Consider the following 24690-nt stretch of genomic DNA (forward strand, 5'->3'; position numbering starts at 1 on the left):
CACGATCTCCGCTGCACAGGGGCGGTAACTACAATGCAGGGAACAAAAGCAAGGTTCGGGCCATATTTGCCCGGGCGACGCGGACACAGACACTAGGGCCTTACGGGAAAACGCTCGCGTTCGGTTTCGTAAACGCGGCGCACCAACTCGTATTCACGGTCAATCTGGTTGATCAGCTCTTCGACACCGACCAGCGGCAACTGTCCGGCCAGCAGCTCCAGCTGACGGCAAAGCTCGGCCAGGCGCAACGCCCCCATGTTGCTGCTGCTGCCCTTGAAGCTGTGCGCCACCGCCCCGAGATCCGCGGCATTGCTCGCCTGATGCAACTGCCCCAGGCGTTTTCTCGAGTCCTCCAGAAAGGTATCCAGCAGCAGCGGATACTCATCCTCCATGATGTCCTGCAATGCACCGAGTACATTGCGATCCAGATGCTCCATATCGTTGTCCACTTGATCGCTCCCTGCTCCACACCCACGAATTATGCCTGAGCCTCCCACGAAAACTCCACGTGGGCACTGCGCCCATTGTCCGACCAACAGGCATTGCGCCCGAGCTGGCGAACCAGCCCCACGCCGCGCCCGGACAGCCGGTCGAGCAGTGCGGGACGCTCCATCACCTGCGCCACGTCAAAACCTTTGCCGCTGTCATCGACCTGTATGTATAACCGGCCACCCTCCCCGTGCGGGATCACCTGCAGGCGCACCCGCACGAATCCCTCTTGCAGCTCGAGCAGACGCCGATTGCGTTGCTCATAGTATTGCGCAAATCCCCGCACATCGCGCTTGAGACTCGAATCCAGGCCCAGGACACCGTGCTCCAGGGCATTGGAGTAGAGTTCGGCGAGGACGCTGTAGAGCGCCCCGCTCTGCGTGCGCAAGCCATGCACCTCCATCAGCAATTGAAGCAGGTACGGCAACGGATTGAAGCGCTTCAAGGTGGCCGCGCGAAACTCGAAGCTCACCGACCAGTCCAGCGGGCAGGATTCACCGCTGTCGGAGTAGACCATGGAGCTGGGCAACTGGTGCGCCGGCGCCGGAAGCGTGATCTGGACCATGCTCAGATCATCCCGGGCTTCGCCGTGAAAGCGCTGCAGGGCCTCCTGAATGTCCTCGAACAGGCGATCCGGCTCCAGATTGGCCTCGAAGACCTGGTGCAGGCGCTCCACGCCGAAGAGCTGATCGTCGCGGTCACAGGTATCGATCACCCCGTCGGAAAGCAGGAACACCCGATCCCCCTGGGCCATGGGGTAGACATCGGTGTGATGATCGAACAGCTCGGCCCCGAGCACCCCCAGGGGCAGGTGCCGGGCCACCAGCGGCTGGCGCTCTCCCGTCGCCACGCGATGCAGGTAACCGTCCGGCATGCCGCCATTCCACACCTCCACCACCTGGCGCTGCGGGCTCAGGCAAAGAAAGATGGCACAGCAGAACATGTCCACCGGCAGGATGCGCTTGAGCTTGGCATTCATCTCGCGCAGGGTTTCCGGCAGCCCATAGCCCTTGGCGGTCATGCCATAGAACACTTCCGCCAGCGGCATCGCCCCGACCGCCGCCGGCAGGCCATGGCCGGTGAAGTCGCCGAGCAGCACATGCATATCGCCGGCCGGGGTGTAGGCCGCCAGCAACAGGTCGCCGTTGAACAGCGCATAAGGCGATTGCAGGTAGCGGATATTCGGCGCGTTCAGGCAACCGGAGTGGGCCACCTTGTCGAACACGGCCTTGGCCACCCGCTGCTCGTTGAGCAGGTAGTCATGGTGCCGGGCAATCAGGTCGCGCTGTTGCAGGACGGTGTCCTGCAGGCGCCTGAGACGATCCATGGCCTTGATCTTGGCCCCCAGGATGACCTGGTTGTAGGGTTTTTCCAGGAAGTCGTCGCCCCCGGCTTCCAGGCAGCGCACCAGCCCATCGACTTCGGTCATGGAGGTCAGGAAGATGATCGGCACCAACGACTCTCCGGCCAGCACCTTGATCCGGCGCGCCGCCTCGAAACCGTCCATCACCGGCATCATCGCGTCCATCAGCACCAGCTGCGGCCGCTGGGCCTCGAACACGGCAACCGCCTCGGCGCCGTTGCTGGCCGTCAGCACCCCGTGTCCCTGACGCCTGACGATGCTCGAGAGCAGCAAACGATCGGCCGCACCATCCTCGGCGATCAATACCGTCAGCGACTCCGCTCCCGACTGCATGCAGGTCAGCCGATATCGAAGAGTTTGTCGAAATTGGAAATGGCCAGGATCTTGCGCACGTCCGAGTTGCTGTTGATCACCCGTACATCGGAATGATCACCACCGGCGTGATCGCGCAACAAGAGCAACATGCCCAGCGCGGAGCTGTCCAGATAGGTCGCTTCCTTCAGATCGACCACAATGGACGACGGTTTCTTGGCAAGCCCCTCGTAGGACTCGCGAAATTCCTGATGCCTGCCAAAATCAAAACGCCCTTTGATGGAGATCGTCAATTTTGCGCCATCGGGCGATACTTCTGCGACTACAGCCATGATACTGCTTCCTTGTCAGTGGCGACGTGTACAAGGTTTAGCACCCCGCCGAAGGTAGGGCAACCGGGAGCGTCAAAATTCCTGCAGATCAATACGGACTCTGCCGCGGCAAACGCTGGGACAGCTCATCCAGCAACTTCTGTTCACGCTTGTCTTCCAACTGGCGCGCCTCGTCGATATAGCGCTGCACCAACTTGCGCAGGCCTTCGACCCGGGTAAACGCCTGCTGCCAGGCCTCGCGCGCCTTGTCGAGGTTGTTCTGGTGCCAGGCCAGGCTCTGGCGCTGCTGGCCGACCGCCGTATCCAGCTGACCGAGAAACTGCTGGTAACCCAACAGCCATTGGCCGGAAACCCCCAGGCTACCACGCTGGATCCATTGTTCCTGGTATTCGAGACGAAAACGCTCGAGATCCTCCAGCTTGCTTTGCGCGACCCGCACCTGCCCCTGGAAATAACCCAGACGCTGGACCGCGGTGCGCTCGGTACTTTCGGCCATCTCGACCACCGGGGCCAGGCGCGCGGCACGGCTCAGGGCCATGATCGATTAACCGCCGGCCGCGGGAGCGAACACCGACGCCAGATGCGCCTCGCATTCGCCCAGACTGATATTGGCGTTCAGGCCCTGGCGCAGGTACTGGGTCATCGCCGGCTGCAGAGCAATCGCGGTGTCGGTCTCGCGATCGCCACCGGCGACATAGGCACCGACGCTGATCAGGTCGCGACTCTGCTGATAACGCGACCAGAGCTGTTTGAAGTGCTGGGCGCGGCTCATGTGTTCAGGGCTGACCACCGCCGGCATGACCCGGCTGATGGACGCTTCGATATCGATCGCGGGGTAATGGCCTTCCTCGGCCAGGCGCCGGGACAGGACGATATGTCCGTCGAGCACACCCCGCGCCGAATCGGCAATCGGGTCCTGCTGGTCGTCGCCTTCGGACAGCACGGTGTAGAACGCGGTGATCGAGCCGCCGCCGGCCTCGGCGTTACCAGCCCGCTCCACCAGCTTGGGCAGCTTGGCGAACACCGACGGCGGATAACCCTTGGTCGCCGGCGGTTCGCCGATGGCCAGGGCGATTTCCCGCTGGGCCTGGGCGAAACGGGTCAGGGAATCCATGAGCAACAGGACATTCTTGCCCTTGTCGCGGAAATACTCGGCAATCCGCGTGCAGTACATGGCTGCGCGCAAACGCATCAGCGGCGCGTCGTCCGCCGGCGAAGCCACTACCACCGAACGCTTGAGGCCTTCTTCACCGAGGATGTGCTCGATGAACTCCTTCACCTCGCGACCGCGCTCGCCGATCAGACCGACGACAATGATGTCGGCCTCGGTGAAGCGGGTCATCATGCCCAACAGCACACTCTTGCCCACGCCGGTACCGGCGAAGAGGCCGAGGCGCTGGCCACGGCCCACGGTCAACAAACCATTGATGCAGCGAATGCCCACGTCCAGCGGTTGGCTGATGGGGTCGCGGTTGAGCGGGTTGATGGTCGGGCCGTCCATCGGCACCCAGTCCTCGGCCTTCATCCCACCCTTGCCGTCGAGGGCGCGCCCGGCACCGTCGAGCACCCGCCCGAGCATGCTCATGCCCATCGGCAGGCGCCCGGTGTCGGCCAGGGGCACGACCCTGGCGCCGGGTGCAATGCCGGCCACGCTGCCCACCGGCATCAGGAACACCTTGGTGCCGGAAAAGCCCATCACCTCGGCCTCGACCTGTACCGGATGGTAGCTGTCGTCGTTGATCACCAGGCAGCGCGCGCCCATGGCAGCCCGCAGCCCCTCGGCCTCGAGGGTCAGGCCGACCATGCGCAACAGACGACCTTCGAGGATCGGCTGCCCGGGCAGGTCGATGGCCCCGGCATAACCGCTCAAGCGCTTGCCGAAGCTGGTGCGCTCAAGACGCATCGGACAGGTCCGCCGCGGAAACCTTCGTCAGTACTTCTTCGAGTTCCAGGGCAATATCCGGCAGCGCCGGATGCAGGGATTGCTCGTGGAGCTGATCGAACAACTGCGCCACGGCCTTGCTGATACGGGTTTCGATGGTGGCATCGATCCGGCTGTGCTCGGTTTCGATCCGGCAGCCGCCGGCCTGCAAGGCCTCGTCCTCGACGATACGCCAACTGGCTTCGTGGCGCTCGCGCAGGGCCTTGATCTGATCGAAGTCCTGGGGATTGATGTACAAACGGATATTGTCGGCGCCCAGCGGCAACAGCTTGAGGGCTTCGCGCAGGACGTGCTCGATCTGGCTGGAATCGGTCTTCAGCTCACGCTGGATGACCTCGCGCACCATGTGCTCGACCAGCCCCACCAGGCTGTGCTCGATCTGCCGGTCCTGCTCGGCGATGGGCGCGAACAGATTGCCCATCAGGGCTTCCAGAGCCTTGAGCTTGGCGGTCAGGGCGACTTCCGCCTCCTGTCGCACCTTGAGCTGGGTGCTGTGGAAACCTTCCCGCTCCCCCACGGCGAAGCCTTCGTTGTAGGCTTCCTGGCGAATGCTTTCGAGTTCTTCGAGGGTCAGCGGCTGGACTTCCTCCAGCGGCACTTCTTCGATCTCGGCCGGCGGTTCTTCCACCGGTTCGGGCTCGGGCTCCTCGACATGCGGGTCGAAGCTGGGCAGCGACCAGAGGTCGAAACCACTCACGTCCCGGGCGCGGATCAGATCGGTTGGATCAGTCATGGCTTGATCCTTAGATCATCTCTTCGCCGCCCTTGCCACCGAGCACGATTTCTCCGGCTTCGGCCATACGGCGGGCGATGGTGAGGATTTCCTTCTGCGCGGTCTCCACGTCGCTGACGCGAACCGGACCCTTGGCTTCGAGGTCGTCGCGCAGCAGTTCCGCCGCACGCTTGGACATGTTCTTGAAGATCTTTTCCTTGACGCCTTCGTCCGAGCCTTTGAGCGCAAGCACCAGCACGTCCGAAGACACTTCGCGCAGCAGCGCCTGGATCCCGCGGTCGTCGACGTCGGACAGGTTGTTGAAGACGAACATGAGGTCTTCGATCTGGGTCGACAGGTCCTCGTCCACTTCGCGGATCGAGTCCATCAACTGGCCTTCGATCGAGCTGTCGAGGAAGTTCATGATGTCCGCGGCACGCTTGATACCGCCCAAGGTGGTACGGGCCGCGTTGGAGTTGCCGGAGAACTGCTTCTCGAGAATCTGGTTGAGCTCCTTGAGGGCCGCCGGCTGAACCGTGTTCAGCGACGAGACCCGCAGGATGATGTCCAGGCGTACCTTGTGGTCGAAGTTGTTCAGCACTTCGCCGGCCTGGTCGGGGTCCAGGTACGCCACGACGATCGCCTGGATCTGCGGGTGCTCGTAACGGATCACGTCCGCCACCGCCCGCGGCTCCATCCACTTGAGACTGTCCAGGCCGCTGGTATTGCCGCCCAGCAGGATACGGTCGATCAGGCCGTTGGCCTTGTCTTCGCCCAGGGCCTGGGTGAGCATCTTGCGCACGTAGTCGTCGGAGCCGACGCCCAGGCTGGTCTGGTCGCCGACGATCTCGACGAACTCGCTCATGACCTGCTCGACCTGCTCGCGATGCACGTTGCCCATCTGCGCCATGGCCACGCCAACCCGCTGGACCTCCTTGGGGCCCATGTGGCGCAACACTTGTGCGGCATCGGTGGAACCCAGCGACAGCAGCAAGATCGCGGCTTTATCGACCCGGGTCAGCTTCTGGGTGACGGCGGCGTTATTACTCATCGGCGTTAATCCACTCTTTGACGACCTGTGCCACGCGGCCCGGGTCTTCGGCTACCAGACTCTTGATGGCGTTCAGCTGTGCGTCATAGCCTTCGCTCGGGCTCGGCAACAGGATGCTTTGCGGACCGCCCAGGCTGACGCGGTCGTTGGCCAGTTCGCCATCCAGGCCGCCCATGCCGCCGAGTTCCACATCGCCGCCGAAACCGGCCAGCTGTTTGTTCTTGCCACCGCCGGTGATGTTGTTGAGCACCGGACGCAACACCCCGAACACCAGTACCAGGATGAACAGCACACCCAGCACCTGCTTGACCACATCCCAGAACCAGGGTTGCGAGTAGAACGGGATATCGGCGATCACTTCACCGCGCTCGGCGGAGAACGGTACGTTGATCACGCTGACGCTGTCGCCGCGGCTGGCGTCGAAACCGACGGCGTCCTGGACCAGGCGGGTGAAGCGCGCCAATTCGTCGGCGCTCCACGGTGCCCGGGTGGTCTCGCCATTGGCCGGGTTGACCTTGACCTGGTCGTCGACCACCACCGCCACCGACAGGCGGGTCAGGCGACCCAACTGTTGCTTGGTGTGGCTGATGGAGCGATCCAGTTCGAAGTTCTTGGTCGATTGTTGACGCTTGTCCGCCGGATACGGCGCCAGCATCGGTTGGCCGGTGGCCGGGTCCATGATCTGCTGGCCGTTGGCATCGAGCAGCGGCTGGCCGGGGGCAATGGCACCGGTCGAGGCGGTGGCGCCGCCGGTGGTCTGCGGCGCGGTGGCCGGGCCTGGTGGCTGGTTGCTCAAGGCCCCCGGCACGCCTTGCGGACCGTTGCTGGCGGTGCGCTGTTCGGTGGTCGACTGCTCGCTGCGCAGCGCCGGCTGGTCAGGGTTGAACTGTTCGGAGGTCGACTCGACGGCACTGAAATCCACGTCGGCGGAGACTTCGGCCTTGTAGCGATCGTTGCCCAGCACCGGTTGCAGGATGTTGTGCACCCGCTGGGTGAGCATGCTTTCCATGCGTCGGCTGTAGTCGAACTGCTTGCCGGCCATGGTCAATTCGGAGTTTTGCGCCTGGTCGGAGAGCAGGTTGCCTTTCTGGTCGACGACGGTGATCTGCGACTTGCTGAGCTCGGGAACGCTGGTGGCCACCAGGTTGATAATCGCCACCACCTGCCCTGGCTCCAGGGAGCGGCCGGAATACAGCTCGACCAGTACCGAGGCGCTGGGCTTGCGCTCATCGCGCACGAACACCGAGCTTTTCGGGATCGCCAGGTGCACGCGGGCAGCCTTGACGTTGTTCAGGCTGGAAATGGTCCGCGCCAGTTCGCCTTCCAGGCCGCGACGATAACGGGTCGCTTCCATGAACTGGCTGGTGCCCAGGCCCTGGTCCTTGTCGAGAATCTCGAAACCGACATTGCCGTCGCTCGGGGTCACCCCGGCAGCGGCCAGCTTGAGCCGAGCCCGGGAAACGTCATCGGCCTTGACCAGCAGCGCACCGGAGCTAGGCTCGACGGTGTAGGGAATATCCGCCGCGGCCAGGGTTTCCATGACCTGCTTGGCATCCATACCGGCCAGGCTGCCATACAGCGGCCGGTAGTCGGGCTGCTGCGACCACAACACCACGGCAAAACCAATCGCCACGCTGGCCGCCAGGCCGACCATCAGGCCAACCTGACGCAGCATGGTCATTTCGGAAAGATTTTCCAGAAAGGACAACCCGAACAGCGGCGGTTTACCGTCTGCGGGGCTGGACTTGGCCGGTACGTTATCGGCGAGCACTTCTGCCATGACTGTCTACGTCCCTAACCCTTAAACCGGCATCTGCATGATGTCTTGATACGCCTGGACCAACTTGTTGCGCACCTGGGTCAAGGCCTGGAACGAGACGCTGGCTTTCTGCGAGGCGATCATGACATCCGTCAGGTCGACGCCGCTCTTGCCGATCTCGAAGGCCGTGGACAGCTGACCCGAGGCTTGCTGCACGTCGTTGACCTTGTTGATTGCATTGCCGAGCAAATCGGAAAAGCTGCTACCGCTGATTTCCGGCGCGGCCACAGCCGATTTCGGTTGAGCCATGGCATCCATTTGCATGGAGCGCATGTCCAGCATCAAGCGATTAAATTCAACACCCTGGCTCATGAACTTCTCTCTCCGGCGACCTGCAATTTTTTGACACTCGTGCAGCAGTTAGTGAAGGGTTAGCAACAAGGGTGCCAGCTCCTTGTCATCCTCGAACAAAATCCGATACACGCTACGCCGACCTGAATCGGCTTATGTGGCAAACAGATAGGCCTCGACATCCATTCCGGCATCACGCATCTGCGCCAGTTTGTAGCGCAGCGTACGCGGACTGATACCCAGTCGCTCGGCGGCCTCCTTGCGCCGTCCGCGCTCGGCCCGCAGGGTGTCGATGATCATCTGGAACTCGCGACGCCGCAGGTCGTCACCCAGGCCGCCCGGCTGCTCGACCGACACCGCCTCAACCGCCGCGGACTCCACGACGGACGGCCGGGCAGCGGCAGGCATGCACGCCCCGCCGACCGGGCCGGCCAGGCAGAAATCCTCGGCCTGGATCAGCCCGCCCTGCTGCAGGATCAGCGCCCGCTGGATCGCATTGTCCAGCTCGCGCACGTTGCCCGGCCACGGGTAGCCGATCAGGCAGGCCTGCGCCTGGGATGACAGTCGAACAGAGGCATGTTTCATTTTGGCGCTGTGCTTGGCGAGCAACCGCTCGGCCAGCGGCAGAATATCGGCGGTCCGCTCGCGCAATGGACGCCAGGCCAGCGGGAAAACCGACAGGCGATAGTAAAGGTCTTCACGAAAGCGCCCCGCCGCGACCTCGCCGGCCAGATCGCGGTTGGTGGTGGCCACCACCCGGATATCCAGGCTGATCGGTTTGCGCGCACCGACCCGCTCGACTTCGCGCTCCTGGAGCACGCGCAACAGCTTGGCCTGGAGCCCCAGGGGCATCTCGGAAATTTCATCGAGCAGGAGGGTGCCGCCATCGGCCTGCTCGAATTTGCCGGCCTGGGCCGCGATAGCGCCGGTGAACGAACCCTTTTCGTGCCCGAACAGGGTCGCCTCCAGCATGTTGTCGGGAATCGCCGCGCAGTTGATGGCAATAAACGGCTGGCCGGCACGCGGCGATTGTTGATGGATATAACGCGCCAGCACCTCCTTGCCGGTGCCGGACTCCCCCGAAATCAGGACGGTCGAATCGCTGCGCGCCACCCGCGCCGCCAGTTCGAGCAACTGCGCGCTGGCCGGTTCCGAGGCAATCGGCCCTTCACCCTCCACCGCACTCAAGCGCCCCAGGGCATGGCGCGCCACCAGGTCGAGCAGCGCCTTGGGCTCGAACGGCTTGACCAGGTAATCGGCCGCGCCCTGGCGTATCGCATCGACCGCACGCTCCACCGCCCCGTGGGCGGTCATCAGCAGCACCGGCAACTGCGGCTGGCGCGCCCGCAGCAGGCCGAGCAACTGGTGCCCGTCCATGCCTGGCATGTTGACGTCGCTGATCACCAGGCCGAACGCCTGCGCGGCGACCGCCTCCAGCGCCTCCTCGGCCGAGCCGACCGCGTGAAACCGATGCCCGGCCAGCAGCAGGGTATCGCCCAGCGCCTCACGCAGAGCGTGATCATCCTCGACCAGCAGGACCTTGAGCAGCGGGGTCATTGTTGAGCCTCCTCCATGGCACCGGGAATCAGTGGCAGACAGACCATCGCACAGGTGCCACGCCCCAGCCGCGACTGTAATTGCAGATCGCCCTGATGCGCCCGGGCAACGGCCTTGACCACGGCAAGACCGAGGCCGGTGCCGGTGGTCTTGGTGGTAAAGAAGGGTTCGCCCAGGCGCGCCAGTACCGCCGGCTCGATCCCCGAACCATTGTCACTGATGCACAGGCGCAAGGTCGCGCCCCGGGCGTACAGGTGCACCTTCAGGCGCACCTCGCCGGCGGCGGCCTGCTGGGCGTTCTCGATCAGGTTCAGCAACGCCCCCACCAGGGTGTCGCGATTGCACAACAGCTCACCGACATGACTGTCGCACTGCCAGCGCACGGCCGCGCCCCGGACATGGGTCTGGGCTGCGGCTTGCAGCGCCTGCATCAGCCCCTTGGGTGTCAGCCGATCGGTCAGCGGCAGCTCGCCGCGGGCGAACACCAGCATGTCGCGCACCTGGTGCTCCAACTCATGCAGGCGCTCCTTCAAGCGCCCGGCAAAGCGTTGCTGGGTCTCGACCGGCAAGGCCTGTTCAGTGAGGTGACTGGCATAGAGCAAGGCCGCCGAGAGCGGGGTGCGGATCTGGTGCGCCAGGGACGCCACCATGCGCCCCAGCGACGACAGGCGTTCATGCCGGGCCAACTGATCCTGCAGGCGACGGGTTTCAGTCAGGTCGTTGAGCAGGACCAGCTGGCCCGGCTCCGCGTCCAGCGAACGCGTGGAAATCGACAGACGCCGACCGTCCTTGAGGGAGATTTCATGGCCGTCGTCCTCGCGTGGCGCGAAGCAACGGGCGATCACCTGGCGCCAGAGTTCGCCGACCAGCGGCAGGCCCAGCAAATCCCGGGCCGCAGGGTTGGCTTCACTGACGATGCCATGGGAATCGATCACGATGACCCCGCCTGGCAACAGGTCGAGCAGGTTCTGCAGGCGATTGGCCAAGCGCTCCTTCTCCGCCAGTTCCGCCATGCGCTGGGCGCTGACCACGGCCAACTCACCCTTGAGCTCGGTGACCCGGGCTTCGAGCAGGCTGTAGGAATCGGTGAGTTGCGTCGACATCTGGTTGAACAGCGAGAAGGCCTGTTCCAGGCCCAGCCGACTAGCCTGCTCGACGGACGACGATTGTCCCGTGGATTCAGGGACAGGTGACATCGGGGCGGCTTGGGGCATGGTGCTCTCTCGCTTGGCTGACCGTCATTTAAACGGAACGTTGCAAGAGACTTAGCAATACCCGTGCCTAAAAAAAACCGCCCTTTTTTCAGCGGGTTGAAAAACCGGCGTCAATCATCCGCCTGTTCATCGCCCTCGCGACGACTCATACCGTACTTGCGCATCTTCTCCACCAGGGTGGTGCGACGAATACGCAGGCGCTCGGCGGCACGTGCCACGATGCCATTGGCGTCATCCAGGGCTTGCTGGATCAACCCCTGCTCCAGGCCACCGAGGTAGTCCTTGAGGTCCAGGCCCTCGGGCGGCAGCATCGCCGAGGTGGCGAAGTCCGGCGCATGGCCATTGATCGCCACGCGTTCTTCCAGGTCGTTGCGCAGGCTGTCCACCAACTGCTCGTCTTCGTCATCGACGTAGCGGAATTTCTTCGGCAGCTCGGCGACACCGATCACCCCGTACGGATGCATGATCGCCATGCGCTCCACCAGGTTGGCCAGTTCGCGGACGTTGCCCGGCCAGGCGTGACGGCACAGCGACATGATCGCCGCCGAGTTGAAACGGATGGAGCCGCGCTTTTCGTGCTCCATGCGCGAGATCAATTCGTTCATCAGCAACGGGATGTCTTCGACCCGCTCGCGCAGCGGCGCCATCTCGATGGGGAACACGTTCAGGCGATAGTAGAGGTCTTCGCGAAAGCTGCCGACCTCGATCATGCTTTCGAGGTTCTTGTGGGTGGCCGCGATGATGCGTACGTCGATGCTCTGGGTCTTGTTGCTGCCCACGCGTTCGAAGGTGCGCTCCTGCAGCACGCGCAACAGCTTGACCTGCATCGGCAGCGGCATGTCGCCGATCTCGTCGAGAAACAGGGTACCGCCGTTGGCCAGCTCGAAACGCCCGGCACGGCTGGTGATGGCCCCGGTAAAGGCGCCCTTCTCGTGACCGAACAGCTCGCTCTCCAGCAACTCGGCGGGAATCGCCCCGCAGTTGACCGGCACGAAAGGCGCGTCGCGACGCTTGGAGTGATAGTGCAGGTTGCGCGCCACCACCTCCTTGCCGGTGCCGGACTCGCCGAGGATCAGCACGCTGGCGTCGGTGTCGGCCACTTGCTGCATCATCTGGCGTACATGCTGGATGGCCCGGCTGGTGCCGACCAGGCTGCGGAACAGGTTGGGCTCGCGTTGCCGACCGCGCTCACGGGCCTGGTCGTACATCTCGCGATAGACCTGGGCACGGTGCAGGGAGTCGAGCAACTTGCTGTAGCTGGGCGGCATTTCCAGGCTGGACAACACCCGGCGGCGCTGGTCTTCAGGCAGGTCGCTGGAAGAAATTTCACCTAAAAGCAGAACCGGAAGGAACTCATCCCAGGTGGAGAGTGTCTTAAGCAAGCCAGTCAGTCCGCTCGCGACATTGACCGTCCCGATCAGGACGCACAGCACCTCGCGACTGGACGACAACGAGCCGACCACCTGCTGCCAGTCATCGCTGGTACAGGAAAGATTTTCTTCGCCGAGAAAATTTAAAATCACCGCCAGGTCACGGCGGCGAACGCTATCGTCATCGATCAGCAGAATCTTGGTTTCACGCCACATGCAATAGCAACTTCCCTAGTCAACTCGATGCCCGGTATGGGTGGGCAAGCTAGACATCCGGGGCCGGAAAGGGCCTTCAAGGACGACTGAAATCTGGAAACAGCACTAGTTAAGTCAAAAAAGCGTACATAGTCAAATTTATGGCGCAATACGGTTCGATTAACCCAACATTAACCGAACAGATGGTAAACCTTTGCGGCGTTCCTTGCTTGCTGGATCTTCGACATCTCGTCGACTATCGACTGCCGCTCGCCCATGGCGGCCTCCAGCAGTTGACGATAGACGTGGAGCAGTTCTTCCAGCTTGATGCGCAGTGCATCCTCATCCACCGCAGTCTCGTCGAGCACATCTTCCATGCAGGCACGGCAGGCCAGGTCCAGCTGACTGATGGCCTCCCAGTCGCGCTCAGCCAAAGCCCTCACCAGGGCTTCGCGGGTTTCTTCGATACGCTGCAGTACGAGACTCATGATGCCCCCTTAAAACTGCGGACCTGGCGCGCCGATGGCGTCCCAGCCTTCCTTGACCGTGGTGAGCAGGCCAGCGACTTCGTCGAGTATCTGGATGTCCGAGTGAACATTGGCTTGCAACAGACGCGTCATCATATAGGCGTAAAGCTTGTCCAGATCACCCACCGTATCGGCCGATTTCTCCAGATCCAGGCCTTCGCGCAGCCCACCGACAATATCGATAGCCTTGCCGATGGCCACGCCCTTGCCCGGAATATCGTTGCGCTGGATCGCGCCCTTGGCCTGCGCAATGCGATCCAGACCACCTTCCATCAGCATCTGCACCAGACGGTGAGGACTGGCCTCGGAGGTCTGTGCCTGGGCTCCCACTTTCTGGTATTGCCGAAGGGCTAGCATCGGATTCATGTTCTACCTCATTGCCACTCAAGGGTTCGTATAAGCAGTGTATCGCCTTTGAGTCAGAAAACTTTAGACCCGGAAGACAAAAACCCGGCAGGCGGTAAACGCAGCCGGGTTTTTGGCGTGGACGATACGGATCAGCCCGATGATTTCGAAGCGTTCAGGGAAGTGAAGAACGACGTGATGCTGGTGGCGGTCGCCTTCAACTGCCCGACCACCAGGTCCATCTGGTTGTACTTGGCGGTCAAGGTAGCGGTCAGGCTGGTGACATGCAGGTCCAGTGCCGCCTGCTGATTGGTCAGGGACGTGGCCTGGGTGTTCAAGCTGGTGCTGCGCTGGTCGAGCAAGCCACCGGTCTGGACATAAGGGGCAATCGCCGCGGTCATCCGCGCCAACAGACCGTCCGCACCCGATTTGGCGGTGGTACCGGAAAACAGCGCCTGTACTTGACCGCTCAGGCCATCGGTGGTCATGGCCCTGGTGAACGTAGTGGAGTTGAAGTTCAACTGGCCCGTAGTCTCATCAGTCCCCACCCCCAGTTGCGAGAGCACGGCCAACTGACTACCCGGCCCCGGCGTGGTGAGCACGCCACGTATGCTGGAAATCAGCGCGCGTGGCAAGGAGTCACCGGTGAACGCCGCCGAAACGGTGGGTTTGCCATTGGAATCCAGGGTGGCCTTGCTCAGGGTGTTGATGGTCGACATCAGGCTGTTATAGGCCGTCACGAACGTCTGGATCGAGGTCTGCAGACCACTGCTGTTCGTGCCCACGGAAACCGTCGAAGTTCCCGCTGCAACCAGGTTCAGGGTCAGACCACTGATGGCACCGCTGACGGTATTGCTCTTGCTGGTGACCGCCAGACCGTTAATCGACAGGCTGGCATTCTTGGCCAATGCCGTGACCGTCCCCGAACTCGTGGCCAACGGCGGATTAGGCATCACCTGGGTGCCATCGATTGTCAACCCGGCGATACCGCTGACCGACAAGTCGGAACCCGCTCCCGTGGTGGTGGAACCGAACACCAGACGCGAACCGTTGCTGTCGGTCACGATGTTGGCGGAAATACCGTTGCCCGAGAGCGTGGAGTTGATCGCGTCCCGCGTGCTCTGCAGCGTGGCATTGGCCGGGATGGTGACATTGTAGTTAGTGCCATTCTGACTGATGGTCAGGGTACCACTCGGAATGGCACTGGTCGCACCACCAGCAAAAGACGCACTGGCCACCTGCGAGCCCGTGGCGAGGTTATTCACGGTAATGCTGTAGTTACCCGCCACCGCCGTATTGTCGGTGGTGGCCGTCAAGGTCGACGGCGTCCCCGAGGTGGCCGAGAAGCCGGCGAACTGCGGGTTGGTCGTGCTATTGAGGTTGGCCAGCGCGGTCTGGAAGGTCGTCAGCGCGCTTTTCAGCGAACCCACGCCGGAAAGCTTCAGCGTGTTAGCGGCTGTCTGCTTGGTGATCTGCGTCTGCGCGGCCGACTTATCGGCGTTGACCAGCGCGGTCACGATCGAACCGATATCCAGGCCGGAACCCAGGCCCGTACCCGGTAAAATTGGACTTGCCATGCCTATCTCCCTACAGTTTGTCGCCAGTCTTTTGACCCTTGCCAGCGGCCAAAGAACTCGCAAACACTATTCATGCCAGCTGTCAGGCTTTCGCGTCAAACAGCACGTTGTTCGCCGAACTCAAGCTGTCAGCCAGTTTCAAGGCCTCCTCGGAGGGGATCTGCCGAACCACCTCGCCGCTGTCGCTGGCAATCACCTTGACCACGACTTGCCCGGAGTGCTCGTCAATGGAAAACTCCAGGTTGCGCTTGATCGACTGAACGAACTTTTCGATATCCTGCACGGCCTGCTTGAGCCTGTCGGAAGCGTCCGAATCCTTGCTGGTGGTCGAAACGGGTTTTACCGTATCCGCCTGAGGCGCCGTGGTCGTGGCCGCTGCCGGCTTGTCGGCAACAGGAGTTGAACTGGCCGGCGTAACCGCTGGGTAAGACTGATTAAGCTTTACACTCATGTCCACGTTCATCACCTCTCAATGTGAAAAAGCGAGAGAGCGTGACAAGCACACTCCCCCGCCAAAACGCATTCCGAAATTACTGAAGCAGCTTCAGTACAGAGGAAGGCAGTTGGTTAGCCTGAGCCAGGACCGAGGTGGAAGCCTGTTGCAGGGTTTGTTGCTTGGTCAGCTGAGCGGTTTCAGCGGCGAAGTCGGTATCCTGGATACGACCTTGTGCAGCGGTCACGTTCTGAGTCACGTTCTGCAGAACCGAGATGGTGCTGGTCAGACGGTTCTGCGAAGCACCGAGGCTGGCACGGGTGCTGTTGATGCTAGCGATTGCAGCGTCGATCGCGGTGATCGCGTTGTCGATGTTGGATGCCGCAGCGGCGCTGGTAGCACCGGTCAGAACCACGGTACCGCTGCCCACGGACAGGCTGACGGCGTCGAACTTGCCGCTCAGGGTCAGGCTGATCTGGTTGGACGAACCGGTGTTGGAACCCACTTGCAGGGTAACGATACCAGCCGAACCGTCCAGCAGGTTCTTGCCGTTGACCTGGGTGGAGTTGGCGATACGAGTCAATTCGTCCGACATCTGGGCGAATTCGGCGTTGGTCGCGGTCTGGTCGGCGGTGCTGTTGGTACCGTTACGGGCTTGAACAGCCAGTTCACGCATACGCTGCAGAATGTCGGTGTCGGTTGCCATCGCGCCGTCAGCGGTCTGCGCCAGGGAAATACCGTCGTTGGCGTTTTTGATCGCAACGGTCTGACCACGGATCTGGCTGGTCATGCGAGTGGAGATCTGCATGCCGGCAGCATCGTCTGCGGCGCTGTTGATGCGCAGACCCGAAGACAGGCGCTGCATCGAGTTGGAGACGTTGGTGGCTGCACTGTTCAGGTTCTTCTGAACCATCAGGGAAGTGACGTTGGTGTTTACACTTAATGCCATGACGAAATCCTCGTGGGTTGGGTACTGCGGCTTCCGGCCCTGGCAAGCGCCGGGTATGGCCTAGAGAACCTTCGTAATAGTTATCGTCGGGATAGCGGGTTGCTTGAGGGCTTTTTTCAAAAAATTTGCCATCACCCTGCCACCCCTTGGAAAACAAGGGCTTGGCGCCCTCCCCAGGAGAAAAAATGACGTCAGGGAATTGCCGCCGACTCCAGCAACCCCACCAGCTCATACTCCATCCAGTCGGCCAACCCCAACCAGTCCTGTGACTCCTGGCAGGCCAGCATACAGGTCAGCAGTTGCACCCACTGTTGCCGGGTCTCCTGCAAAGCACCTTCCAACACCCTCTGGGTCGCATCGAAAACCTCGACCATATCCAACGCCGCCTCCACGTCACGCCCGAGACGAAACAACCCGGCACATCCACGGGCATCCTCGATGCACTGCGCCAACCGACTCATTGCACAAACTCCTGGTCGAACCCGGCACCCACGATTCGCGCACCTGCCCGACTGCTGTTAAGGAAACCCACCTGCGGATGACGGGCGATATAGCGCTCCAGTTCAACGAGGTAACGGCGGAAGTTCAACTGCGTCCTGACCCGCTGCCCGTGACCATCCAGCACCCAGTGCCGTGCCAGGTCGACACCGGGGCCAAGGTCGCCGTCCTTCCAGCCCGCGTGGGTCTTGTTCATCGGGAAGGCGAAGTCGGCGCCGAACAGGGTGATGCTGGCCGCGCCCATCTTCACCGCCAGGTCGACCGCCGGGTGCAGGACGCTGCCGCCGACGAACAGCAAGCCTCTATGGAGCTGCTCGCGTACCGAAGCATAGATCGGGCTGATGGAATAGCCGCCGTAGCGCGGGCCTTTCCAGGCATGCAGCACCTGGGGATCGGTCATCGGCATATAGACCAGGGGAATGCCGTCGGACGCTTCCGGGGGCAAATGCCGGAAACTGATGCGCTGGTCGATGCTGACCACGATATCGGGCCTGATGCCGTGCTCGCGCAGCGGCCGGTAGGCGGTGTCGACACTGATGAACAACGGCCGGTCCGGCTGCTCGCCAATCGAGCGCAACTTGTCGAACTGCTGCTCCAGCGTGGGCCCCGTACCGATCACATAGATGTGCTGGCCCGGACGCGTCGAAAACAGCTCGGCGACATCGCGATCGGCGCCAAACACCTCGCGCGTATCCCGCAGACGTTGCACGATTTGCGTGGACTGCGGATCGAACTCGCGATTGTTGAAGGTCAGGTGCACCTCCCCGACAAGACGATCACGCATCCGCGCATTGCAATCATCGGCCAGCACCAGTTCGGCCGGCAGCGCGAAAAACGGCAGGAGAATCTCGGGATGGTCGGCGGCGTAGCTCAGTTCGACCCGTGGATCGCCCAGCCATGAGCCTTGCTCCAACAGGCCCAGCACCCGCTTGAACAGCGCGCCATTGAGGACATGGACACATAGGCGCTGCAGCGTCGGCAACTCCAGCAGGACCTGTTGCAGATCGCCCAGCCCCGTGCCGTACAGGTGCAGCAAGGGGCTGTCAGGCGGCAGGCTGGCAGCCTGCAGGCGGGCCTCGGCGACACGATCATGCCGACTGGTGAGCTGAATGCCCCCCACGCTCAGGGTCGAGCCCAGCCCTTCCACCAGTTCGACCGGCAACGACTCGCTGTCCTCGGCCAATAGCCGCGCCAGCAACCCCGGCCAACGTGTGCCGATGATCTGCAGGTTGTGCTCGAAGATTTCGCTCATGCCGCCTCACTCAATATCCGCACAAAAAAATGGCGCTCAAGGTTATCTCACCTGGAGCGCCATTTCAGAAGCGTTAACTGCTCAAGGCCGGTGAATGATCGCCGAACCCCAGGACAGCCCCACGCCGAAGCCGCTGAGGGCCACGCGCTTGAACGTGGAGCCCAGCACATGCTTTTCCAGCAGCAGCGGAATGCTCGACGACACCGTATTGCCGGTCTCGACCATGTCCTTGATGAACTTCTCGGGCTCGCCCTCGAAACGCCGCGCCACCGCATCGACAATCGCCGCACTGCCCTGGTGGATGCAGAACGCATCGATATCGTCCGGTTGCAGGCCTGACTCCCCCAGCAACTCGTGCAGATGCGCCGGGACCTTGAGCAAGGCGAAGTTGAACACCTGGCGACCGTTCATGAAAAACACGCCATTGCTGACCTTCAGGTGCGGCGCACCGGCGCCGTCGGTGCCGAACTTGGCCTTGCCCAACTGCCAGGGCGCGTCTTCGCCCATCCAGGTGGCCGTCGCCGCGTCACCGAAGAGCATGGTGGTGTTGCGATCTTGCGGGTCGACGATCTTCGAATAGGGGTCGGCGGTCACCAGCAGGCCGTTCTTCAGGCCCGCCGCTTCCATGAAGCCCTTGATCGCATAAATGCCGTAGACATAACCGGAGCAACCCAGGGAGATATCGAACGCGGCCACGCTGGTGGGCAGGCCGAGCTTGTCCTGGACAATGGCGGCGGTGTGCGGGAGGCCTTCTTCATCGCCGTTCTGGGTGACCACGATCAGCGCGTCGATGGATTCGCGCTTGAGCTCGGGATTGCGGGCGAACAGCGCGTTAACGGCCTCGACACACAGGTCCGAGGTTTCCTGCCCGTCATCCTTGCGCGGCAAGAAAGCCGAACCGATCTTGCCGAGGATGAAGGCTTCATCCTTCTCGAATTTTGCACCTTGTGCGTAATTGTCCAGGCCGGCTACAGGCACGTAGCTCGCAATGCTTTTTATGCCAATCATTACGGCTTCCCAATAATAAACAGCTGAAAACCCTCGCTCACCGGGACCGAGGGCTGCCGACAAACAGAGATTTTGACGCCGCCCACGGGGAGCGGCTGCCGGAAGAACAAAAGGCTATCACCGGATCGGTCATGAGCCAGGCGCCCTCTTCCAGGTCAATACAATACAGTGAAGATGCGCGTTATGACTCGCAGGTCACGCTATTTTGCCGAATCCGCCCCGAAAAGGGCTATTCGACCAGTGACCAATCCAGCGGAGTCCCGCGCTTGAGGGCCTGACGGGCGCTGCGCCCGAGCACCGCGTCGAGATGCCGGGGGGCCAGTCCCAGGCCGGGTCGGATCGCCCGCAGGTTGTCGGCGCTGAAGGTTTCCCCGACCGCCATGTCGCGGGTGACATACAACGAGCGGCGATACACCAGGGACTTGCGCTCCGCCTCGGTGACTCCGTAATGCACCTGCCCCAGCGCCTGCCAGGCGCGTTCGGTCTCGACCACCAGGCTGGCCAGTTCGGCCGGCTCCAGGGAAAAGCTCGAGTCCACGCCACCCTCGGCGCGATCCAGGGTGAAATGTTTCTCCACCACCGTGGCCCCCAGCGCCACCGCCGCCACCGCCACGCCCACGCCCATGGAGTGATCGGACAAGCCGACCTGGCAGCCGAACAGTTCCCGAAGGTGGGGAATGGTCCGCACATGACTGTTTTCCGGGCTGGCCGGGTAAGTGCTGGTGCATTTGAGCAGCACCAGGTCCCGGCACCCGGCGGCCCGGGCGGCGCGCACGCTTTCATCCAGTTCGGCGACGCTGGCCATGCCGGTGGAAATGATCAGCGGCTTGCCGGTCGCGGCCACGCGCCGGATCAACGGCAGGTCGGTGTTTTCGAAACTGGCGATCTTGTAGGCCGGCACGTCGAGGCTTTCGAGAAAATCCACTGCCGTTTCATCGAAAGGCGTGGAAAACGCCAGCATGCCCAACTCCCGGGCCCGGGCGAAGACCGGCGCATGCCACTCCCAGGGCGTATGGGCCTTTTCATACAAGGCGTAGAGCGACGAACCGGCCCACAGGCTACCCGGGTCACGGATGAAGAACTCGCCTTCGTCCAGGTCCAGGGTCATGGTGTCGGCGGTGTAGGTTTGCAGCTTGAGCGCATGGGCACCGGCCTTGGCCGCCGCCTCGACAATGCGCAGCGCCACCTCCAGCGACTGGTTATGGTTGCCGCTCATCTCCGCGATGATGAACGGCGGCGCGTCCGGGCCGATCAGCCGTTGGCCAATCTTGAAACTAGTCATGGAGCGGATCCTTTAGCACACGCTCGAAACGGCAGGCCGACTGGACATAGCCGCCGTGACGGAACAATTCGAGGGAAGCCGGGTTGTCCGGCAGTACCTGGGCGTCGATCACCGTCACCTGCGGCCAATGCCCGCGCACGGTTTCTTCGCCACGGGCCAGCAGGGCCCTGCCCCAGCCCAGGCCCATGCGGTCCTGGAACAGGTACAACGAGACTTCGGCGCGGCTACCCGCAAGATCGTAGCGCAGCACGCCCACCGGGCCATCGGCGGCCTCGGCGATCAGCAGCAGGCGCCCGGGGTTGAGCAGGCTCGCGGCCAGCCAGGCCTGGTGAGCCTCCCAGCCGATGGGCTCGGGGCTCAACGAAGCGCGCCGAACCGACTCGGCATTGCGGCCGTCGAACAACAGCCGCGAATCCTCCACCGTGGCCCGCCGCAAGGCCAGGCTGGCGCCGGCCAGGGCCACGGCAAAGCGCCGTGCCCCCAGCCCATCCACCAGGTGCCGCGACTGTTCGGCCAGGCTGCGCCGCAGACTGACATTGCCCAGGAGGAAACCGATGGCCTGCCTGAGGCTGTCGACATCCACTTCGTCGCTGCTGCCCAGATAGACATGCACCCCGGCCGCGGCCAGCCGCTCGGCATTGGCGCGCTGATTTTCCGCCACGGCAATGCACAGGGTCGGCAGGCCGAGCACCGCGCGTTCCCAACTGGTACCGCCACCGGCACCGATAAACAGGTCGGCCCGAGCCATCAGCGCCGCGAAGTCGCTGACGAAGGTCTGCACCCGCCAGCGCGGCTGCCCGGCCGCCATGGCCTGGATCGACGCCAGCATCGGGTTGGCGGTGCCGGCGATAAAATCCACTTCCAACTCGCTGAAATCCGCCAGGGCACGCATGGCCTTCCAGGTTTCGCCGGCCGCGTCCAGGCCGCCGAAGTTCACCAGCACCCGACGCGGCTGCAGGGCGATCGGTACGGGCTCGCGACGGAACTCGTCACGGATCAGCGCATAGTGTGGACCGAACAGTTCACGACAGGGCTGCAAGCAGCGGTTGGCGTACTCGGGATCGCCGGCCGTGAAATTCTGATCGAAGAGGATATCCACGGCGTGTCGGCGATTGTTCAGGTCGTCGATGGCCGCAATTTGCCGCGCCCACTGGCGAGCGGCGGTTTGCCAGGCATGATCGAGGCCATAGTGATCGACGACGATCCAGTCGAATGTGGCCTCGGCGACCAGGCAGGCGCCCAGCGCGGCAATATCCGCCTGCCACGGCAACGGTGCCTCGATGCTCGCCCCGGGATCTTCGCCCGCGTACTCGGCAGGCAACGCCAGGGCCCGGAAGCCCTGCTCGGCGATACGCATCAGCGAGTGGCCGGGCAAGGCCCGACAGGCGAACACGACTTCGGCGCCGCCCTGGCGCAACACCTGCGCCAGGCTCAGGCAGCGCGCCACATGCCCGCTGCCAATGGCCGGCGAGGCATCCGCGCGGATCAACACTCTCATGGTTCCAGCTCTCCACCGGCCAGCAAGGCACTGTAAAGATACTCGGCGCGCCGCCAATCCTCGTCGGTGTCGATGTCCTGGACCAGGTAGCGCGGCAGGATGACCGGCAGGCTTTTTTCCGAATACAGCACGTCACCCCTGAGCCAGGCTTCACTGCGTCCCCAGTAGAACTGCCCGGCATCCTGAAGGGCCGGCGGCAGGTCCTGGGAACGGGTCTGGCGGTATTCGGGATACAGCGCTGTCAACGCGCCCTGTTCGTCGAGTGTCAGGGCACGTTGCACGGGGAAACCGAATTCGCAGACCGAAAACGCAAAGGACTTGTCGACCTGCTCTTTCAACCGATCAAGCCCCTGGCACAGAAAGCGTTTCTGCAACAACGGTGCCGTGGCATAGAGGCAGCAGGTCCATTCGAAGTCATGGCCGGTCTGGCGCAGCGCCTCCACGGCATGGGCCATCACCGCCGCCGTGCCGGTGAAATCATCGGCCAGGGCCGCCGGACGCATGAACGGCACCTCTGCCCCCCGAGCCCGAGCCAGGGCGGCGATTTCCTCGTCATCGGTGCTGACGATCACCCGCTCGAACAGGCCCGAATCGAGTGCCAGGCGAATCGAGCGGGCAATCATCGGCTCGCCGTGGAACAGCTTGAGATTCTTGCGCGGGATGCGCTTGCTGCCACCGCGCGCCGGAATGATTGCAATCGCACTCAAAGGCGTTTTTCCAGCAGGAACCAATTGATGTCGTCGGTCGGGAACTGCGGATCGCGGTGATAGCTGAAGCCGTAGTCCAGCAGTTGCAAATCCGGGTAGCGATCGAGCATTTCCCCGGCGAAGTCGCGCTTGAACAGTTTGCCGCTGTTGCCGCGATAGGACACTTCGACCGGCACCGGGTTGTAGTACTCGGCGATCAGGATATAGCGCCCGCTCAGCGTATACAGCTGCTCATAGGCTGTCGCCAGCAGTTCGGGCGCCAGGTGGATCAGCACACCCTTGCTCAGGGTCAGGTCGAAGGTGCGCTCGCGCGGGTAATCGAACAAGGAGCCATGCCAGATTTCGGCGATGCCCAGCTCCCGCGCCTGCTCGCAGGCCTTGGCGTTGATCTCCACACCCTGCAGGGCACAACCGGGCAGAAGCTGACACAAGGCTTGCAGGTTGTTGCCAGTATTGGTGCCCAGCTCCAGCAGGCTGGCGAGCCGACCGGTGCGCGCCAGGGCCTTGGCGAACAGCGCCAGGTTGGCGGCGACCAGCGCCTGCCCCTGGTTGCGACCCACATAGTCATCGCCGAACTCGCCACGCCAGAACACTTCCTGCTCGCTGAACTCACGCATGTCGGGTGCTTATCCTCGGACCATTGAATGTCGTTTAACCGACAAGGTTTCGTAACTGTTCGACCACATAGTCCTGCTGCACTTCGGTGAGCAGCGGGAACAACGGCAGGCTGAGGGCTTCACCGAAGTAACGTTCGGCTTCGGGGAAGTCGCCTTCCTTGAAACCCTGCTCACGGTAGTAGGGTTGCAGGTGCACGGGAATGTAATGCAGGTTCACGCCGATGCCGGCCGCCCGCAGCCTGTCGAAGACTTCGCGCTGGCTGACCTGGATCCGCTCCAGTTGCAGACGCACCACGTACAGGTGCCAGGCGGACTCGGCACCGGCCTGGCCCACGGGCAGTTGCAGCGGCAGGTCGACCAGCAAACGGTCATAGCGGGCGGCCAGTTCTCGGCGCCGGGCGACAAAGCTGTCGAGCCGGGCCGTTTGCGACAGGCCCAACGCGGCGTGCAGGTCGGTCATCCGGTAATTGAAGCCCAGTTCCAACTGCTGGTAGTACCACAAGCCTTGCGCGGGAACATTCATCTGCGCCGGATCGCCGGTGATCCCATGACTGCGCAGGCGGCGCAGGCGCTCGGCCAGTTCGGGACGGTTGGTCAGGACCATGCCGCCTTCGGCCGAGGTGATGATCTTCACCGGATGGAAGCTGAAGATGGTCATCGCGGCAAAGGCGCCACAACCCACCGGTCGCCCGAGGTAGGATGCGCCCACCGCATGGGAAGCATCCTCGATCAGCATGAAGCCGTAGCGCTCGGACAATTCGGCGATGGCGCGCATATCGCAACTCTGGCCGGCAAAGGCCACGGCCACCACCACCTTGGGCAAGCGCCCACCCGCCTCGGCGACTTCCAGCTTCTGCGCCAGCAGGCGCGCATCGAGGTTCAAGGTCAAGGGGTCGATGTCGACAAAATCCACCTCGGCCCCGCAGTAGCGAGCGCAATTGGCCGATGCGACAAAGGTATTGGGGCTGGTCCACAAGCGGTCCCCCGGCCCCACCCCCGCCGCCAGGCAGGCGATATGCAAGGCCGCCGTGGCATTGCACACCGCCACGGCGAAATCGGCCTGGCAATGTTCGGCCAGCGCCGCCTCGAAGCGCGGGATGGTCGGCCCCTGGGTCAACCAGGGCGACTTGAGCACCTCGACCACCGCGTCGATATCGTCCTGTTCGATGCTCTGGCAACCATAAGGAATCTGATAGGGCGTCATGCTGGCAGCCCGGCATGCGGATCGACACTCTGCATCACCTTCAGACAGCCCGGTTGGGGCGGGTACTGCTCCAGCAAACGATGGATGAAGTGGCGACCGAACGAGCCGGTGCCGCCGGAGATGAAAATCGATGTGCCGTTGAGCAT

Annotated in this window: 26 protein-coding genes; all 26 read right to left on the reverse strand. The window is 62.8% G+C overall.

The window, feature by feature from the left end:
• Window positions 1-92 precede the first annotated feature (92 nt).
• The gene (locus NUH87_RS09360) at window positions 93-437 is read right to left on the reverse strand and encodes an Hpt domain-containing protein (RefSeq protein WP_338526776.1); all 345 of its coding nucleotides are present in this window, start codon (window positions 435-437) and stop codon (window positions 93-95) included.
• A 41-nt stretch (window positions 438-478) separates the two neighbouring features.
• Window positions 479-2185, reverse strand: a complete 1707-nt coding sequence (locus tag NUH87_RS09365) for an ATP-binding SpoIIE family protein phosphatase (protein WP_338525714.1) — start codon at window positions 2183-2185, stop codon at window positions 479-481.
• A 5-nt stretch (window positions 2186-2190) separates the two neighbouring features.
• Window positions 2191-2496: an STAS domain-containing protein gene (locus tag NUH87_RS09370; protein ID WP_040069840.1), complete on the reverse strand. Its 306-nt coding sequence runs from the start codon at window positions 2494-2496 to the stop codon at window positions 2191-2193.
• Window positions 2497-2584: 88 nt separating this feature from the next.
• Window positions 2585-3034 (reverse strand): flagellar export protein FliJ, encoded by a 450-nt coding sequence (fliJ, locus tag NUH87_RS09375; protein WP_338525715.1) that lies wholly within the window; start codon window positions 3032-3034, stop codon window positions 2585-2587.
• A gap of 6 nt (window positions 3035-3040) precedes the next feature.
• Window positions 3041-4399 (reverse strand): flagellar protein export ATPase FliI, encoded by a 1359-nt coding sequence (fliI, locus tag NUH87_RS09380; protein ID WP_338525716.1) that lies wholly within the window; start codon window positions 4397-4399, stop codon window positions 3041-3043.
• Entirely contained in the window at window positions 4389-5171 is a 783-nt protein-coding gene (gene fliH, locus NUH87_RS09385) for a flagellar assembly protein FliH (protein WP_338525717.1), read from the reverse strand. The genes fliI and fliH overlap by 11 nt, the downstream gene beginning before the upstream one ends.
• A gap of 10 nt (window positions 5172-5181) precedes the next feature.
• Window positions 5182-6201, reverse strand: coding sequence for a flagellar motor switch protein FliG (gene fliG, locus NUH87_RS09390; RefSeq protein ID WP_040063318.1), 1020 nt, complete (start codon window positions 6199-6201; stop codon window positions 5182-5184).
• Window positions 6194-7981 (reverse strand): flagellar basal-body MS-ring/collar protein FliF, encoded by a 1788-nt coding sequence (fliF, locus tag NUH87_RS09395; RefSeq protein WP_338525718.1) that lies wholly within the window; start codon window positions 7979-7981, stop codon window positions 6194-6196. Before fliF ends, fliG begins: the two co-directional genes overlap by 8 nt.
• A 21-nt stretch (window positions 7982-8002) precedes the next feature.
• Window positions 8003-8332, reverse strand: a complete 330-nt coding sequence (gene fliE, locus NUH87_RS09400) for a flagellar hook-basal body complex protein FliE (protein ID WP_040063314.1) — start codon at window positions 8330-8332, stop codon at window positions 8003-8005.
• 132 nt (window positions 8333-8464) lie between these two features.
• The gene (locus NUH87_RS09405) at window positions 8465-9868 is read right to left on the reverse strand and encodes a sigma-54 dependent transcriptional regulator (protein ID WP_338525719.1); all 1404 of its coding nucleotides are present in this window, start codon (window positions 9866-9868) and stop codon (window positions 8465-8467) included.
• Window positions 9865-11064, reverse strand: coding sequence for a sensor histidine kinase (locus NUH87_RS09410; protein WP_338526777.1), 1200 nt, complete (start codon window positions 11062-11064; stop codon window positions 9865-9867). Before NUH87_RS09410 ends, NUH87_RS09405 begins: the two co-directional genes overlap by 4 nt.
• Before the next feature lie 128 nt (window positions 11065-11192).
• A complete protein-coding gene (locus tag NUH87_RS09415; RefSeq protein ID WP_338525720.1) occupies window positions 11193-12668 on the reverse strand; it encodes a sigma-54 dependent transcriptional regulator in 1476 nt (491 codons plus the stop codon).
• A 170-nt stretch (window positions 12669-12838) separates the two neighbouring features.
• Window positions 12839-13135 (reverse strand): hypothetical protein, encoded by a 297-nt coding sequence (locus NUH87_RS09420; RefSeq protein ID WP_040063307.1) that lies wholly within the window; start codon window positions 13133-13135, stop codon window positions 12839-12841.
• A 9-nt stretch (window positions 13136-13144) separates the two neighbouring features.
• Window positions 13145-13540: a flagellar export chaperone FliS gene (fliS, locus tag NUH87_RS09425; protein ID WP_338525721.1), complete on the reverse strand. Its 396-nt coding sequence runs from the start codon at window positions 13538-13540 to the stop codon at window positions 13145-13147.
• Between the two features lie 131 nt (window positions 13541-13671).
• Window positions 13672-15096 carry a flagellar filament capping protein FliD gene (gene fliD / locus NUH87_RS09430; protein WP_338525722.1) on the reverse strand — a complete coding sequence of 475 codons (1425 nt, stop codon included), beginning with the start codon at window positions 15094-15096 and terminating at the stop codon, window positions 13672-13674.
• 82 nt (window positions 15097-15178) lie between these two features.
• Window positions 15179-15559 (reverse strand): flagellar protein FlaG, encoded by a 381-nt coding sequence (locus NUH87_RS09435; RefSeq protein WP_422393911.1) that lies wholly within the window; start codon window positions 15557-15559, stop codon window positions 15179-15181.
• 67 nt (window positions 15560-15626) lie between these two features.
• Window positions 15627-16478, reverse strand: coding sequence for a flagellin domain-containing protein (locus tag NUH87_RS09440; protein WP_338525723.1), 852 nt, complete (start codon window positions 16476-16478; stop codon window positions 15627-15629).
• A gap of 191 nt (window positions 16479-16669) precedes the next feature.
• On the reverse strand, window positions 16670-16939 hold the full coding sequence (locus NUH87_RS09445) for a hypothetical protein (RefSeq protein ID WP_338525724.1): 270 nt from the start codon (window positions 16937-16939) through the stop codon (window positions 16670-16672).
• Window positions 16936-18228 (reverse strand): motility associated factor glycosyltransferase family protein, encoded by a 1293-nt coding sequence (locus tag NUH87_RS09450; RefSeq protein ID WP_338525725.1) that lies wholly within the window; start codon window positions 18226-18228, stop codon window positions 16936-16938. The genes NUH87_RS09445 and NUH87_RS09450 overlap by 4 nt, the downstream gene beginning before the upstream one ends.
• An 81-nt stretch (window positions 18229-18309) precedes the next feature.
• Entirely contained in the window at window positions 18310-19236 is a 927-nt protein-coding gene (locus NUH87_RS09455) for a ketoacyl-ACP synthase III (protein ID WP_338525726.1), read from the reverse strand.
• Window positions 19237-19465: 229 nt separating this feature from the next.
• Entirely contained in the window at window positions 19466-20518 is a 1053-nt protein-coding gene (gene pseI, locus NUH87_RS09460; RefSeq protein ID WP_338525727.1) for a pseudaminic acid synthase, read from the reverse strand.
• A complete protein-coding gene (gene pseG / locus NUH87_RS09465) occupies window positions 20511-22016 on the reverse strand; it encodes a UDP-2,4-diacetamido-2,4,6-trideoxy-beta-L-altropyranose hydrolase (protein ID WP_338525728.1) in 1506 nt (501 codons plus the stop codon). Before pseG ends, pseI begins: the two co-directional genes overlap by 8 nt.
• On the reverse strand, window positions 22013-22723 hold the full coding sequence (gene pseF, locus NUH87_RS09470; protein ID WP_338525729.1) for a pseudaminic acid cytidylyltransferase: 711 nt from the start codon (window positions 22721-22723) through the stop codon (window positions 22013-22015). The genes pseG and pseF overlap by 4 nt, the downstream gene beginning before the upstream one ends.
• Window positions 22720-23340: a pseudaminic acid biosynthesis-associated methylase gene (locus tag NUH87_RS09475; RefSeq protein WP_338525730.1), complete on the reverse strand. Its 621-nt coding sequence runs from the start codon at window positions 23338-23340 to the stop codon at window positions 22720-22722. The genes pseF and NUH87_RS09475 overlap by 4 nt, the downstream gene beginning before the upstream one ends.
• Window positions 23341-23374: 34 nt before the next feature.
• Window positions 23375-24544: a UDP-4-amino-4,6-dideoxy-N-acetyl-beta-L-altrosamine transaminase gene (gene pseC, locus NUH87_RS09480; RefSeq protein WP_338525731.1), complete on the reverse strand. Its 1170-nt coding sequence runs from the start codon at window positions 24542-24544 to the stop codon at window positions 23375-23377.
• Window positions 24541-24690 carry a hypothetical protein gene (locus NUH87_RS09485; RefSeq protein ID WP_338527072.1) on the reverse strand — a complete coding sequence of 50 codons (150 nt, stop codon included), beginning with the start codon at window positions 24688-24690 and terminating at the stop codon, window positions 24541-24543. The genes pseC and NUH87_RS09485 overlap by 4 nt, the downstream gene beginning before the upstream one ends.

The organism is Pseudomonas batumici, from assembly GCF_036585405.1.
Lineage (GTDB): Bacteria > Pseudomonadota > Gammaproteobacteria > Pseudomonadales > Pseudomonadaceae > Aquipseudomonas > Aquipseudomonas batumici.